This window comes from Plantactinospora alkalitolerans (assembly GCF_015690345.1).
Taxonomy (GTDB): Bacteria; Actinomycetota; Actinomycetes; order Mycobacteriales; family Micromonosporaceae; genus Plantactinospora; species Plantactinospora alkalitolerans.
Genome location: NZ_JADPUN010000166.1, coordinates 1 through 14,104, shown reverse-complemented (window position 1 = coordinate 14,104; position 14,104 = coordinate 1). Strand labels below are relative to the sequence as shown.

Genomic DNA, 14,104 nt, shown 5'->3' with positions numbered 1-14,104 from the left:
TCCACGGCGGGTCAGGCGAACAGGGCGAAGTAGATCGCCACGTGATGACAGATCGCCGCGACGAGGGTGCACGCGTGGAACAGTTCGTGATGGCCGAACACCGTGGGCCAGGGGTTGGGGCGACGTAGCGCGTAGCAGACGGCACCGATGCTGTAGGCGGCCCCTCCGGCGACCAGCAACGCCAGCACGGTCACCCCGCCGCGATCCAGGATGTCCGGCAGGACGGCGACGGCGACCCAGCCCAGCGCGAGGTAGAGGGGCGCGGAGACCCACCGGGGAGCGTGTGGCCAGACCAGCTTGAGCGCCACTCCGGCCACCGCGCCGGACCATACGACCACCAGCAGTACGGCCGCACTCCGCCCGGAGAGCAGCAGCAGGCAGAACGGCGTGTACGTGCCGGCGATGAACACGAAGATCATCGAGTGGTCGAGTCGGCGCATGGTGCGGTAGCCGCGTTCCGACCAGACCCGCCGGTGGTAGAGGGCGCTGGTGCCGAAGAGGCCGCAGACGGTGACGCTGTAGACGGTGCAACTGACCAGCGCTGTCCAGCCCGGCCGGGTCGCCGCGACGGCGCAGAGTACGACACCGGCCGCTACGGCCACGAAGAAGGCGTACGCGTGCAGCCAGCCTCGCATCCGTGGTTTGCCCAGGTCGACGGGGCGAAGCCGGATCGGCACAGAGGTACTCACCTGGACAGGTTACGACACCGTAGGTTACTCGAAGGTAGTGTATCGCATCACGTTGCCCGCGGGGTCGACTTCTCCTCCACCGAGAGCGCCTCGCCACGTCGGCGCAGCATCGCCAGCCCCGGGATGCCGGCGATGGCGAGCTTCAGGTCGCGGGTCACGGTGAGCAGGTCGTGGATGTCCGGGCCGACCCGGTCCAGGGTGGCCAGGATCGGCAGCACGTCCGCGGTGAGGTGTCCGGTCAACCGGGGCAGCTCGTCGATCAGGCGGATCGCCGCGTCGACCTCCTCCGGGGTGAGTTGCTCGACGAACCGGTGTGCCATCGGCGCGCCCTTGCGCAAGGTGTCGGCGTACGCGGCGAGCAGTTCGTCGACGGTGGTCATGGTTCCCTCGGCGCGGGCCATGGTCGCGGCCGCCCGGTCCGCGACCAGTTTCGCGTCGGCGACCACCAGCCCGGCCGCCGACGTGATCCGGGCCGCCTCGTCGATCGGGGCGACGGCGCGGCTGGTGACCGACCGCACCTGCTCGATCGTCTTCTCGGTGGCCTCGACGATCTGACCGGTGCGATCCAGGGTGGACTCGACGCGCTCCAGGACCGATTCCACCCGGTCCAGCACGGTGGCGATCCGGCGTACCAGCGCCTCGGTGGCGTCGAGCACCTCGAAGGCGCGGGCCGGCAGGCCGGTGAGTGTGGCTGCGGCGCCGGTGGCCTGGTCGACGGCGTTCCTGGTGAGGTGGAGCAGGGCCGAGGGGTGCGGGAGGGGGAGCGGCATTCCGCAATTGTGCGTCGCACCATCCAGGCCGGCCGAACGGGCGACCACCGAGGGGATGCTGCCGCACGGTCGATCCCGTCGTGCGCCTGGTGACGCCTCGCCCGTTTCCGGCCCTCGCGGACCGGCGTGCGGCTTTGCCGATTCCCGGTCCCGACGCCAGGTGAGGACGTGAGAATGGGGAACGGCGGGCGATGCGGTCGAGGTCGACGACTCGTGGACGGTCGGCGACGACGGCGTGGTGACGGGGGTGGCACGATGCGCGGAGCTGTCCAACCATGATCACCGTGGGTGAGCTGCTACTGAGCCGGCTCCACGACCTCGGCGTACGACACATCTTCGGCCTGCCGGGCGACTACAACATGGAGTTTCTCGACCAGGTCGAGGCGTTCGCAGGGATCGAGTGGGTGGGTAGCTGCAACGAGCTGAACGCCTCCTACAGCGCCGACGGCTACGCCCGACTGGCCGGGATCGCCGCGATCGTCACCACCTTCGGCCCGGGCGAACTCTCCGCGGTGTGCGGCCTCGCCGGGGCGATGGCGGAGTCGGTACCGATCGTGTCGATCGTGGGCGGGCCACCGGTCCGGATCATGGAGCAGCACGCGGCGATGCACCACTCGCTCGGCGACGGCGATTACGACCGATGGGTCCGGGTCGGCCGCGAGGTCACCGTGGCCCAGACCAGCCTGACCGCCGACAACGCGAGCAGCGAGATCGACCGGGTGCTGTGTGCCGGTTGGCTCGCCCGGCGGCCGGTCTATGTACGCCTGCCCGGAGACGTCGCCCGGCAGCAGGTGGCGCCGCCCTCGTCGCCGCTCATCCCGCCCGAGCCGGCGGTCGACCCGGAGCAGCTCGACGCGTTCGTCGACGCCGCCCGGCGGCTGCTCTCGAACGCCACCCGCCCGGCGCTGCTGGTGGGCAACCTGGCGATCCGCTACGACCTGCGGAACCTGGTGAACTCGCTGCTGAACGACCGGAACTGGCCGGTCGCGACACAGAGCATGGGACGCGGCTTCATCGACGAGTCCAGCCCGCACTTCGTCGGCATCTACAACGGCGGGGACAGTCTCGAGCCGGCCCGTACGGCGATCGAGGGCGCCGACGCCCTCGTCTGCGTCGGCACGAAGTTCTTCGACTGGGACGGGCTGTTCACCGCCGACCTGGACCTGTCCCGGATCATCGGGCTCAACGCCGACTCCGGCACCGTCGGGGAGGCCGTGTTCCCGTCCGTACCGCTGGCCACGGCACTGCGCGCGCTGCACGAGATCGCACCGGCCCGTACGGCCGACTGGGAGGTGACCATCGAACCCGGTCCCCTCCTACTTGACTCGACCAGCACCGCACCGCTCCGACAGGCGCGGCTCTGGTCCGCGGTGGCGGCCATGCTGCATCCGGGAGACGTGCTTGTTCCGGAGACGGGCACCCCGTCGTTCGGCGTGGCGAACTTCCACCTGCCGCCGGGCACCGACGTCCTGCTGGCGCCGCTCTGGGGCGCGATCGGGTACGCGACGCCGGCCGCGTTCGGCGCGGGGATGGCGGACCCCGACCGCCGGGTCGTCCTCATCACCGGCGACGGCTCCCTGCAACTGACGGTCCAGGAGATCAGCCGGATGCTCGCGACCGGCCAACGCCCGATCATCATCGTGCTGAACAACGGCGGCTACACCGTGGAGCGGACGATCGACGGCGCGCACCAGCCCTACAACGACATCGACGACTGGCGCTACGCCGAGCTGCCGTCGATGTTCGCCCGGAACACGCCGATGGAGTCGCACGTGGCCGCCACCGAGGGCGAACTGGCCGGGGTCCTCGCCGGCCTGGCCGGCAGACCCGACCGGCTGACCATCATCGAGGTACGGCTCGATGCCGAGGACGTGCCGCTCGGCATGCCCCGGTGGGGCAGGGAGACGACCGCCCTCGACTACCAGGTGCGGATGTCGATGGATCCTCCCCGGTTGCCGTGGGGTGGCCTGCCGGAGCAGACGGCGAGCTGATCCCGGGCGGGGACGGCGGGTCAGCTGTCCAGACCGCGCAGGACGAGCGGCAGCCGGTGTACCCCGTCCGGCGTGATCCGTACCGGCACTCCCCAGTCCTGCCGGCTCAGGTGGCAGGCGGCGTGCTCGGCCTCGGCATCACAGGTGGCAGCCTGGGCGACCACCTGCAACACCCCGCTGGCGACCTGGTCGCTGAGGACCAGTCGCCGGGACAGTTCGGTGCCGACCCCGGCGCCGTCGAGCAGCAGTTCGGGTGGGGACGCGGAGATCTCCAGGCGGGTGGAGGGGCCGAAGGACTCGTCCAACTTCTGCCCCGGCGGCGGCTCGAAGATCACGTCCAGGGTCAGTTCGCCTGCGGCGAGATCGGTCGGCGGCCGTTCCGTACGGTGCCGGGCGCCGGCGATCGTGCTGGCGCCGGCGGCCGAGAGCGCACCCGGCGCCAACCGGGTGAGCCGGTGTGCGGCGGACTCGACCACCAGCACCTCACCGTCGCCGGTGACCACCAGGTCGCTCGGCTCGGCCAGTCCGTCCGCGACCGTCGAGACGGTTCCCGACGCCGGGTCGAACCGCCGCACCGCGCCGTTGTACGTGTCGGCGATCAGCACCGACCCGTCCGGCAGCGCGCCGACGCCCAGCGGGTGCTGCAACAGCGCCTGTTCGGCCGGGCCGTCCACGTGGCCGAAGTCGAACAGGCCCTGCCCGACGGCGGTGTGCAGCTCGCCGTCCTCGACGTACCGCAGTGCGCTCGTCTCGCTGTCGGCGACCCAGAGCCGGCGGCCGTCGGCGGAGACCGAGAGCCCGGAGGGCTGGGCCATCCAGACGTCCGGCAGCGGACCGTCCCGCAGCGCCTCGACGGTGGTGCCGGCGTACATTCCGGCGGTCCGCTTGATCGGGTCGAACCACCAGAGCTGGTGGATCCCCGCCATCGCGATCACGACCCGGTCGTCGTACCAGGCCACGTCCCATGGCGAGGACAGGTCGACGGAGAGGGCGTCGTGGGCGTGGTCGTCCACCGTCGAACGCCACTGTCGACCCGTACCCGCGACGGTGGTCACCTCGCCGGTCTCCAGCCGTACGCCCCGGAGCAGGTGGTTCACGGTGTCCGCGACCACGATGTCGTACCCGGCGACCTCGGCCGCGTGCGCGGGCAGCCGGCACACTCCCTGCGGCTCGGCGAACCGGGCGGTGTCGGCCGGGCCGTCCACCCGTCCCCGGTCCCCGGCGCCGATCCGCCGCACTACCGTCTCGCCGTCCGGCGCGAGTTCGACCAGGGAGTGCCGGGCCGAGTCCGACACCAGCAGGTGACCGGCGTCCAGTTCGATCGCCTTGCCCGGAAAACGCAGCGGGGTGGCCGGCTCGGCCGGCGGGACGTACGGGCCGTCGCCGCGGTGCAGGGTGCCCTTGGCCTCGTGGGTGGCGATCAGCTCGTCGAGGAGCCGGGACAGCCCCTCGGCGTGTCCCTCCCCGGCCATCGCCGCGACCACGTAGCCCTCGGGGTCGATCACGTTCAACGTCGGCCACGCCTTCGCCGCGTACTGCTGCCAGGTGGCCATCTCCACGTCGTCCAGCACCGGGTGGGTGACGCCGTACCGCTCGACGGCGGCGGCGAGCGCATCCGGGTCGCGCTCGTGCTCGAACTTCGGCGAGTGGACCCCGATCACCACCAGGGCGTCGCCGTACTTCTCCTCCAACGGGCGCAGTTCGTCCAGCACGTGCAGGCAGTTGATGCAGCAGAAAGTCCAGAAATCCAGCAGAAGAACTTTTCCGCGTAGATCGGCAAGAGTCAGCTCTCGCCCGCCGGTGTTGAGCCAGCCCCGGCCCCGGAACTCTGGTGCGCGCACCCGTGCAGTCATGCGCCCCATATTGCAGGACCCGGCCGCGGTCCGCCCCGCGACCCCGGCCGGATCACCCCCGGTCAGAGCGGATGCCCGGGACGACGGACCTCCCGGTACTCCTCGACGACCTGGTCGTCCCGAGCGGGCACGACCCTCGGGTCGGCCACCGGGGTGACAACCGTGCGGCGACGACCGCGCCAGAGGTAGGCGGTCATGATCAGACCAACGACACCGGCGACCATCAACACCCAGCCGACGATGCTCAGGTTGAGCCAACCCACCTCCACGTCCACCGCGAACGCCAGGATCGCACCCAGTGCAATGAGGAAGATGCTTCCACCGATGCCCACTTTGTCGCCCTCCTAGGCTCTCGACCGGCTTGCGCCAGCACCGCCTACCGGTGCGGTTGCGGCACACATCGACATACCCAGGCGGTTCAAATCCGAATCAGGCAAGCTGGGCTGAACGAGACGGAGGAGTGGGGATCGACGTGACGGACACCAGTGGGTCCGGCCCGTTCGGGGCCGGTGGACGACCGAGGGCGCCGAAGCGGGTACTCGTGCTGCTCCGGCACGCGAAGGCCGAACGACCGACCAGCGGGCCGGACGCCGAGCGACCGCTGACCGCCCGGGGACACGCGGATGCCGCCGCCGCTGGCGCCTGGCTCGACCACGGCGGCTACCTGCCGACCGTCGTCCTCTGCTCCCCGGCGAAACGCACCCGGCAGACCTGGCACGACGCCGCTCTCGGGATGGCAGCGCCGCCGACCCGTCCCGTCGAGCCGGCCCACGCCGCCGGTCCGACGCCCGCCGGTCCGACGCCCGGCGGTCCCGCCGACACGCCACACCGCTCGACGACCATGTCGGCGGGTGCCGCGCCCACGCAGCGCCGGGTTCCGGCGGTCCGCTACGAACCGCGGATCTATCACGGGTACGCGGCGGACCTGCTCGAACTCGTCCGCTCCACCGACCCGCACGCGACGACACTGCTGCTGATCGGGCACAACCCGACCATCTCAGACCTGTCCACTCTGCTCGATCCGGTACATGCCGACCCCGGCGGCCTGCGTACCAGCGGGATCGTCATACACGGGATCGACGACGAGTGGGCGGATGTACGCGAGAATGCCGGACCGATCGTGAAGTGGCACACCGCGCGCGGTTGACCGTCGTGACACCGATGATTCGGGCCAGCCTGGGCAGAACAATGGTTCCGGCCCGCCCCGATCAGGTCGGTGGGGCGCTCGGTGGCGGCGGATCCGGTGGCGGCGGCATCATCGCCGTCGGATGCGACAGCCGGTTCTCCTCGACGATCAGGGTCCGGGCGCGCTTCTTGCGGTCCTGCCAGTACCAGAGGGTGGTAGCCACCACTCCGAGCCCGGCCAGGATGAAGACCCAGCCGACCGCGCGCAGGTCGAGCCACCAGATGTTCGCTCGGATCGCGAACGTCAGGATGGCTCCCAACGTGATGAGAAAGATTCCCGTACCAAGGCCCATGTCCGCTGCACTCCCCCGTGCGATGGGTCGTGGGCTTTCATGACAAATCAGGTCAAACTGCTCCTAGCATCGCCTCAAGAGTAACGCGGCGGCCGGCGAGCAACTGCTTCGCCGGCCGCCGTCGAGCGGGGAATCACCGCCATCGGTCGGCGGGAGATCGGGAAACGCTCAGAAGACGTCCTCGGCCAACTCCATCAACTCGAGGTCGGCGCCCTCGACGATGCGACGGTCGGCACCGATCCGGGGCAGGACCTCGCGGGCGAAGAACCGGGCGGCGGCCAGTTTCCCGGTGTAGAACGCCTTGTCCGCCTCGGACACCTCCGAGCTCAACGCCCGGAGGGCCACCTCGGCCTGCCGTTGCAGCAGCCAGCCGACGACGAGGTCACCGACCGCCAGCAGGAAGCGACGGCTGGCGAGCCCGATCTTGTACATCGCGCGCGGATCGTCACCCTGGGCCTCCGCCAGCCATCCGGTCATGGTGCCGAGCATGCTCTGCACCTCACCGAGCGCCCGGCCCAGCGCCAACCGCTCCTCCTTGAGCTGACCGTCGACCGGCTCGGCGGACACCGCGGGCACCGGGTCGGAACCGACCCCGGACTCGACAAAGCCCTGGATCTCGCCGGCCACGGCCATCAGGCTCACGCCCCGGTCCCTGACGATCTTCCGGAAGAACAGGTCGAGGCTCTGGATCGCCGTGGTTCCCTCGTAGAGGGTGTCGATCTTCGCGTCGCGGACGTACTGCTCCAACGGGTAGTCCTGGAGGAAACCGGAGCCGCCGAACGTCTGCAACGACTCGTGACCGAGCATCTCGTACGCCCGCTCCGAACCGACACCCTTGACCAACGGCAGCAACAGGTCGTTCACGCCCTTGGCGAGCTTGACGGTCGACTCGTCGCCGGCCGCCTCGGCCAGGTTGATCCGGTCCTGCCAGGTCGCCGTGTAGCAGACCAGCGCGCGCAGGCCCTCGGCGTACGCCTTCTGCAACATCAGTGAGCGGCGCACGTCCGGATGGTGGGTGATGGTCACCCGAGGGGCGTTCTTGTCGGTCGACCGGAGCAGGTCGGCACCCTGGACGCGGTTCTTCGCGTACTCCAGCGCGTTGAGGTAGCCGGTGGAGAGCGTGGCGATGGCCTTGGTGCCGACCATCATCCGGGCGTACTCGATGATCAGGAACATCTGCCGGATGCCGTCGTGTACGTCGCCCAGCAGCCAGCCCTTGGCCGGAACACCATGCTCGCCGAAGGTCATCTCGCAGGTGTTCGAAACCTTGAGGCCCATCTTGTGTTCGAGGTTCGTCGCGTAGACGCCGTTGCGGTCGCCCAGTTCGCCGGTCTCCGAATCGAAGTGGAACTTGGGAACCACGAACAGCGACAGGCCCTTGGTACCCGGGCCGCCGGCACCCTCCACGCCGACCGGTCGGGCCAGGACATAGTGGATGATGTTGTCGGTCAGGTCGTGCTCACCACTGGTGATGAACCGCTTGACGCCCTCGATGTGCCAGGAACCGTCCGGCTGCGGGATCGCCCGGGTCCGCCCCGCGCCCACGTCCGAGCCCGCGTCGGGTTCGGTGAGCACCATGGTGGAGGCCCACTGCTTCTCGACGAAGAGCTTGGCCCACTTCTTCTGCTGTTCGGTGCCCTCGCGGTGGAGGGTGTGTGCGAACGACGGACCGCTGGCGTACATCCAGAGTGGTGCGTTGGCGCCGAGGATCAGCTCGGCGGCCGACCACCACAGGGCGCGCGGGGCGGGTGTGCCGTCCAACTCGGCGGGCAGGTCCATCCGCCAGAAGTCCGACTCCATCAGTGCCCGGTAGGACTTCTTGAACGCCTCGGGCAGCGCCGCGGTGTGGTTGGCCGGATCGAACACCGGCGGATTGCGGTCGCTCTCGGCGTAACTGACCGCCAGGTCCTCGCGGGCCAGCCGGTCGACCTCGGCGAGGACGCTCCGAGCGGTGTCGGCGTCCAGTTCGGAGTACGGGCCGACGCCGAACGTCTGGTCCGCGCCGAAGACCTCGAAGAGGTTGAACTCGATGTCGCGCCGATTGCTCCTGTAGTGGGTCATTTGCCCCCCGCTTCCGCACACAGGTTACCCAGCAGTAACACGGGCTATATTACTCGCGGGTAGTACGCCCGGAGCCGGTCAGACCAGTGAGGAATGCCACAGTGCCGGGAACCCGACCCCGCTGCCGACCGCCGCCGGCCCGGTCCCCCGGTTCGGCGCGGCTCAGCCGTCGGCGGCGCCGACCTCCCAGCTCGGTACGGCGGTGGTGGTTGCCGAGCGCGGTCCCGGGTACTCCATGAGCACCAGGGCGATGTCGTCGTCGAGCCGGCCCCGCACCCACTCGACCAGCGCCGACTCCAGCGAGGCCAGCCCGTCGGCCACGGTGCCGTGCCCGAGCAGCCGCCAGGCCCGGTCCGCCGTCGGGAAGAACTCGCCGTCCCGGCGTGCCTCGCCGAGTCCGTCGGTGAACAGCAGCAGCCGGTCGCCGGGCTCGAGCCGCTCGACCCTGGGCCGGACCACCGGCATGAAGCCCAGCGGCGGCGCGGGTGCCGGCGGCTCCATCGGAATCACCTGGCCGCCCCGGAGCAGCAACGGCGCCGGATGGCCACAGTTCACGATCGTCAGCGTGCCGCCCCGCTCCTCGACCAGGGCCGCCGTCACGAAGTCCTCGTCGCCGACGTTGCGCGCCACCGCCCGGTCGAGGTCGGCGACGATCGCCCGCAGGTCGGCCCGTTCGTAGGCGACGTGCCGGTAGGAGCCGAGCACGATGCTGGCCAGTCGGACCGCGTCCAGACCCTTGCCCCGGACGTCTCCGATGATGATCCGCACTCCGTACGGTGTGTCGATCGCCTCGTAGAGGTCGCCGCCAATGTCCGCCGCCGCCGTGGACGAGATGTAGTGGCCCGCCACCGCCAGGCTGCCGACCTGTGGACCGACCGGACGCAGTACGGCTTGTTGGGCCACTGATGCGAGTTTGGACAATTCGGCGATCCGGTCGGCCTGCCGTTGCCGGATCACCGCGAACAGCGCGGCGATCGCCGTGGCGAGGAGGACGCCGACGATGTTGACCGAGGCGGCCAGCGGAACCACATGCCCACCCCAGGCCAGGGACACCGCCAGCACGGTCGCGATCACCCCGACCGCCAGCACCATCCGCCAGGACGCGAACGCCGCGGCCAGGAACGGCGCCGCCGCGACCAGGCCGACATAGTTGACCTTCGAGTCGTCCGCGAGCTCCACCACGGAGACGAGTGCGAGCAGCACAATGGCCGCGCCGAGACCGGCGCGGGAGCCAGGGCTCATCGGGCCATCGCCCGACGGCATCATTCGCATGGGTACGCCGAACAGCATGCCTGATCGACAAGCGCGATTGAACGAAGTTGGCTCCTCGTCCGATCGGGTTCTGGCCACCTGGCGCAGTCAACCGCCCCGGTTTCGCCGGACGACATCGCCGAGTCAGCCAGCCGTTGCACGTCGAATGAACAATCTGTGATCATTTCGCCGGCCCGGCGAACACGCACCGCCGTCACCCCGCCACGCCCCGGCCGAGTCGCCCGGTCCCGGCGCCACCGAGTCACTCGGTCACGGCGCCGAGTCGCCCGGTCACAACATCGAGTCGCCCGGTCACGGTGCGCCGATCAGCCGAGGACCTCGTACCGCACGTCGAGCGCACCCTGGTCCAACGAGGCGATCGCCTGGAACGCCCCTCGGGACAGGTCGATGCAACGCCCGTCGATGTACGGCCCCCGGTCGTTGATCCGGACCACCACCGACTTGCCATTGGCCGGATTGGTCACCCGGACCCGGGTGTTGAACGGCAGGGTCTTGTGCGCGGCGGTCAACCCGTCGGGATTGAACGCCTCCCCGTTCGCGGTGACCTGTCCCTGGTCGTAGTACGACGCGCCGCAGGAGCCGGTGTCGACCACTCGGACCGTCGGCGTCGAGGCCGACCGCTTCGTCGTGGCGGGTCGCTTCGTCGCGGCGGAACGGGTCGGGCTCGGCGTCGGCCGGGTGCTGGACCGGGAGGAGTGCTCGGCCGAACGGGTCGGATCGGGGCTGGTCGGCGCCGGGCTGGTCGAGGTCGTCGGCAGTACGTTCGGGCTGCCCGGTACGACCGGGGCGGTCACCAGCGGCACCGACGACGAGTTGGCGGCGGGTTCGGTGCCGAGCCGTACCGCCCCGGCGGCACCCGCGCCGACCAGCGCGACCGCCACCGCACCGGCGGCCACCAGACCGGTCGGCGTCCTGAAGATTCGAGCTCGGACATGTCTCCCGGCCACCGGCACTTCCCCTCGTACGACGACATGGATCGGGTCGGACCGTAACGAGACAGGTACTTCGGAAGTCAACGTGATCATGTGCTTTTGCCCGTTTATGTGGTGAAACGTGTAGCCGATCATCCGATCCCGGCTGGGTCGGACGTGCCCGTACCGCGAACCGGTCCGCCGGAGTGCCGCAAGATGGTCTGCGTGCGACGGGCCGAGCTGAGAAAACGACTGGTCGAGGGGTTCCGGTGGACCGACCCGGGACCGGAGAGCACCCACCTGGTCAGTGACTCGTCCGGCTGGTGGCGGGACCCGGCCATCCTCGCCGGTCTCGGACCAGCGCTGGCCGAGCCCTTCCGGGACGAGCGTCCCAGCGTCGTGATCGCGCCGGAGGTGACCGGCCTGCTACTGGGCCCACTCGTGGCGAACGCGCTCGGTGTCGGTTTTGTCCCGGCGTACAAGAACACCGGGGACCGGCGGATCGCCGAGCCCACCACCTGGGCCTGGACCGACTCCGATTACCGGGGGCGGCGACTGGCCCTCGGCGTACGGAACCGGCACCTCGGTCCGGCCGACCGGGTACTGGTGGTGGACGACTGGGTGGCCAGTGGCGCCCAGATACGCGCCCTCTACGAGGTCATCACCATCCGGGGCGGTACGGCGCTCGGCACCGCGGCGCTGGTCGCCGAGTGTTCGCCGGAGATGGCCCGGGAACTCCGCCTCGACAGTCTGCTGACCGCCGCCGACCTGCACACCTGACACCCGCCTCCGGACGCCCGCTCCGCAGACCCCGCCTCCGCACGCCCCGCCGCCGCAGACCACGCGGTGCGGGCGCGTCGGCTGGCGCTTTTCCCAGCCCCGGGGGTTATCCACAGGGCAGCGCGGTTCTCCACAGGTTGTTCACAACGCGCTCCACGATCACACACGGGCGGTCCCTACAGTCAGGGCCATGACGGAACGCCGGATCCTGGTCGTCGAGGACGAACGCACCATCGCCGAGTCGGTCGCGGCCCGGCTGCGCGCCGAGGGCTTCCTGGTGGCGATCGCCCGGACCGGGCCGGACGGCGTCGAGGCGTTCCGGACGGGTCGCCCCGAACTGGTCGTCCTGGACGTGATGCTGCCCGGCTTCGACGGGCTGGAGGTGTGCCGGCGGATCCAGGCCGACCGACCGGTCCCGGTGCTGATGCTGACCGCCCGGGACGACGAGACGGACCTGCTTGTCGGGCTCGCCGTCGGCGCCGACGACTACCTGACCAAGCCGTTCTCGTTGCGCGAGCTGGCGGCCCGGGTACACGCCCTGTTGCGCCGGGTCGACCGGGCCAGCAGCGCGGCGCGTACCGGGACCGAGATCCTCCGGATCGGAAACCTCGAAATCAACCAGGCGGAACGCCGGGTCCGGCGCGAGGGCGTCGAGGCGCACCTGACCCCGACCGAGTTCGACCTGCTGACACACTTCGCCAACCGTCCCCGGATGGTGCTGCCCCGGGAACGCCTGCTCGCCGACGTCTGGGGCTGGATGGACGGCTCCGGCACCCGAACCGTCGACAGTCACGTCAAGGCGCTCCGCCGCAAGCTCGGCGCCGACCTGATCCGCACCGTCCACGGGGTCGGTTACGCGTTGGAGGTACAGCCGTGACCAGGTTCTGGAGCGGGTTCAACTCTGCCCTCGACGTCCTGCCCCGACCGCTGGACCCGATCTGGTCGATCAAGCTGAAGCTGGGCATCCTGATGGTCGGCTCGGGAGCTGCCGGGCTGGCCGTGTTCATCATCGGCATCGGCTGGATCCCCTGGTGGACCGCTGGCACCGCCTGCGGCGTGGCCCTGCTCACCTCGCAGTTCCTCGCCCACGGCATGACCTCTCCGCTGCGCGAGATGACCGCTGCGGCCCGGGCGATGGCCCGGGGCGACTACACCCGACGGGTCCGGGCGACATCTCGGGACGAGGTCGGTGAACTGGCCGCCGCCTTCAACCAGATGGCGGGCGACCTGGCCGAGGCCGACCGGCGACGCCGGGAACTGATCGCGAACGTCTCACACGAGCTGCGTACCCCGATCACCGCCCTGCAGGGCGTACTGGAGAACATCGTCGACGGCGTGGCCGAGCCGGACCTGTCCACCCTGCGGGTCGCGCTGACCCAGACCGAGCGGCTCGGTCACCTGGTCGCCGACCTGCTCGACCTGTCCCGGCTCGACGCCGGGGTGCTACCGCTGCGCCGAGAGAACATCGACGTCGCGGAGTTCCTGGACGAGGTCGTCCAGCAGGCCGCGGTCAACGCGGCCGGTGCCGGGCGCGAGGTCCGGTTCGAGGTACGCCAGCAGCCGGCGCCGTTGCACGTCGAGGCCGATCCCCGGCGACTGCACCAGGTCTTCGCGAACCTGCTCGACAACGCCGCCCGGCACAGCCCGGTGGGCGGGCGGGTACTCGTCGCCGCGAAGCGGGTGGCGGACGAGTTGCGGTTCGAGGTGACCGACGAGGGTGAGGGCATCCCCGCACGGCTCCGGCCGGAGGTCTTCGAACGCTTCACCCGGGGCGAGCGGACCGGCGACGGCGGCACCGGCCTCGGTCTGGCGATCGCGCACTGGGTGGTGGAACTGCACGGCGGCACGATCGCCGTCGCCGACCGGCCGATGACCGGGACCGGGCCGCCGAACGGATCACGACGAGCGGTCGGCTGTCAGATCCGGGTGACTCTCCCGGTCGCCGCCGGTACGTCCGCCAACCCCACGACGGTGGAGGTACCGCGATGAGCGACACGGCCGCGACGAATCCGGGAGAACCGAGCGGGGACCCGGGCACCTTCAGCCCGAAGGACGGGCGGACCACCCAGGCTCCGGCGGTATCGGTAGCGGTTGCCGCACCAGCACCCGCACCCGCATCCGCACCCGCACCCGCACCCGCACCCGCACCGACACCCGCACCCGCACCGACACCGGCACCAGCGCCCGCACCCGCACCGGCACCGGCACCGGCACCGCGTGCGGCGTCGGGCGGGGAAGGACCCACCGGAGCGACGCCGCCGGCCGCCCCCCGTACGGCGACGTCGATCAGTCCCGCCAC

At 70.5% G+C, this 14,104-nt stretch carries 13 protein-coding genes; 5 read left to right on the top strand and 8 right to left on the bottom strand.

The features are described from left to right. Positions 1-11: 11 nt before the first annotated feature. Together trhA and I0C86_RS17225 are read right to left on the bottom strand one after the other, a co-directional pair. Positions 12-689 carry a PAQR family membrane homeostasis protein TrhA gene (trhA, locus tag I0C86_RS17230; RefSeq protein ID WP_196202255.1) on the bottom strand — a complete coding sequence of 226 codons (678 nt, stop codon included), beginning with the start codon at positions 687-689 and terminating at the stop codon, positions 12-14. A gap of 47 nt (positions 690-736) precedes the next feature. Then, on the bottom strand, positions 737-1,459 hold the full coding sequence (locus tag I0C86_RS17225; protein ID WP_196202254.1) for a hypothetical protein: 723 nt from the start codon (positions 1,457-1,459) through the stop codon (positions 737-739). Positions 1,460-1,734: 275 nt separating this feature from the next. Between I0C86_RS17225 and I0C86_RS17220 the strand changes: the two genes are divergently transcribed. Beyond that, the gene (locus I0C86_RS17220; protein WP_196202253.1) at positions 1,735-3,450 is read left to right on the top strand and encodes an alpha-keto acid decarboxylase family protein; all 1,716 of its coding nucleotides are present in this window, start codon (positions 1,735-1,737) and stop codon (positions 3,448-3,450) included. A gap of 20 nt (positions 3,451-3,470) precedes the next feature. Here I0C86_RS17220 and I0C86_RS17215 read toward each other — a convergent pair whose 3' ends face one another. Continuing rightward, complete coding sequence (locus I0C86_RS17215; protein WP_196202252.1) at positions 3,471-5,303, bottom strand: NHL domain-containing thioredoxin family protein; 1,833 nt, start codon at positions 5,301-5,303, stop codon at positions 3,471-3,473. Positions 5,304-5,365: 62 nt separating this feature from the next. After that, positions 5,366-5,635: a DUF6458 family protein gene (locus tag I0C86_RS17210; protein ID WP_196202251.1), complete on the bottom strand. Its 270-nt coding sequence runs from the start codon at positions 5,633-5,635 to the stop codon at positions 5,366-5,368. A gap of 140 nt (positions 5,636-5,775) precedes the next feature. Here I0C86_RS17210 and I0C86_RS17205 point away from each other — a divergent pair, with 140 nt between their 5' ends. Further along, positions 5,776-6,450, top strand: coding sequence for a SixA phosphatase family protein (locus I0C86_RS17205; protein WP_196202250.1), 675 nt, complete (start codon positions 5,776-5,778; stop codon positions 6,448-6,450). 61 nt (positions 6,451-6,511) lie between these two features. Here the strand turns inward: I0C86_RS17205 and I0C86_RS17200 are convergent, their stop codons facing one another. The 4 genes from I0C86_RS17200 to I0C86_RS17185 all read right to left on the bottom strand — a co-directional run bounded on the left by I0C86_RS17200 (position 6,512) and on the right by I0C86_RS17185 (position 11,061). Continuing rightward, positions 6,512-6,781 carry a DUF6458 family protein gene (locus I0C86_RS17200; RefSeq protein WP_196202249.1) on the bottom strand — a complete coding sequence of 90 codons (270 nt, stop codon included), beginning with the start codon at positions 6,779-6,781 and terminating at the stop codon, positions 6,512-6,514. Positions 6,782-6,949: 168 nt separating this feature from the next. Then, positions 6,950-8,842, bottom strand: a complete 1,893-nt coding sequence (locus I0C86_RS17195) for an acyl-CoA dehydrogenase (RefSeq protein WP_196202248.1) — start codon at positions 8,840-8,842, stop codon at positions 6,950-6,952. 162 nt (positions 8,843-9,004) lie between these two features. Next, positions 9,005-10,132 carry a PP2C family protein-serine/threonine phosphatase gene (locus I0C86_RS17190; RefSeq protein ID WP_196202247.1) on the bottom strand — a complete coding sequence of 376 codons (1,128 nt, stop codon included), beginning with the start codon at positions 10,130-10,132 and terminating at the stop codon, positions 9,005-9,007. Between the two features lie 287 nt (positions 10,133-10,419). Then, a complete protein-coding gene (locus tag I0C86_RS17185) occupies positions 10,420-11,061 on the bottom strand; it encodes a septal ring lytic transglycosylase RlpA family protein (RefSeq protein WP_323373697.1) in 642 nt (213 codons plus the stop codon). 189 nt (positions 11,062-11,250) lie between these two features. Here I0C86_RS17185 and I0C86_RS17180 point away from each other — a divergent pair, with 189 nt between their 5' ends. From I0C86_RS17180 to I0C86_RS17170, 3 genes are all read left to right on the top strand, one after another. Further along, a complete protein-coding gene (locus I0C86_RS17180; RefSeq protein ID WP_323373696.1) occupies positions 11,251-11,805 on the top strand; it encodes a phosphoribosyltransferase family protein in 555 nt (184 codons plus the stop codon). 190 nt (positions 11,806-11,995) lie between these two features. Next, positions 11,996-12,682 carry a response regulator transcription factor gene (locus I0C86_RS17175; RefSeq protein WP_196202244.1) on the top strand — a complete coding sequence of 229 codons (687 nt, stop codon included), beginning with the start codon at positions 11,996-11,998 and terminating at the stop codon, positions 12,680-12,682. Beyond that, positions 12,679-13,794: a sensor histidine kinase gene (locus I0C86_RS17170; RefSeq protein ID WP_323373695.1), complete on the top strand. Its 1,116-nt coding sequence runs from the start codon at positions 12,679-12,681 to the stop codon at positions 13,792-13,794. Before I0C86_RS17175 ends, I0C86_RS17170 begins: the two co-directional genes overlap by 4 nt. Positions 13,795-14,104 lie beyond the last annotated feature (310 nt).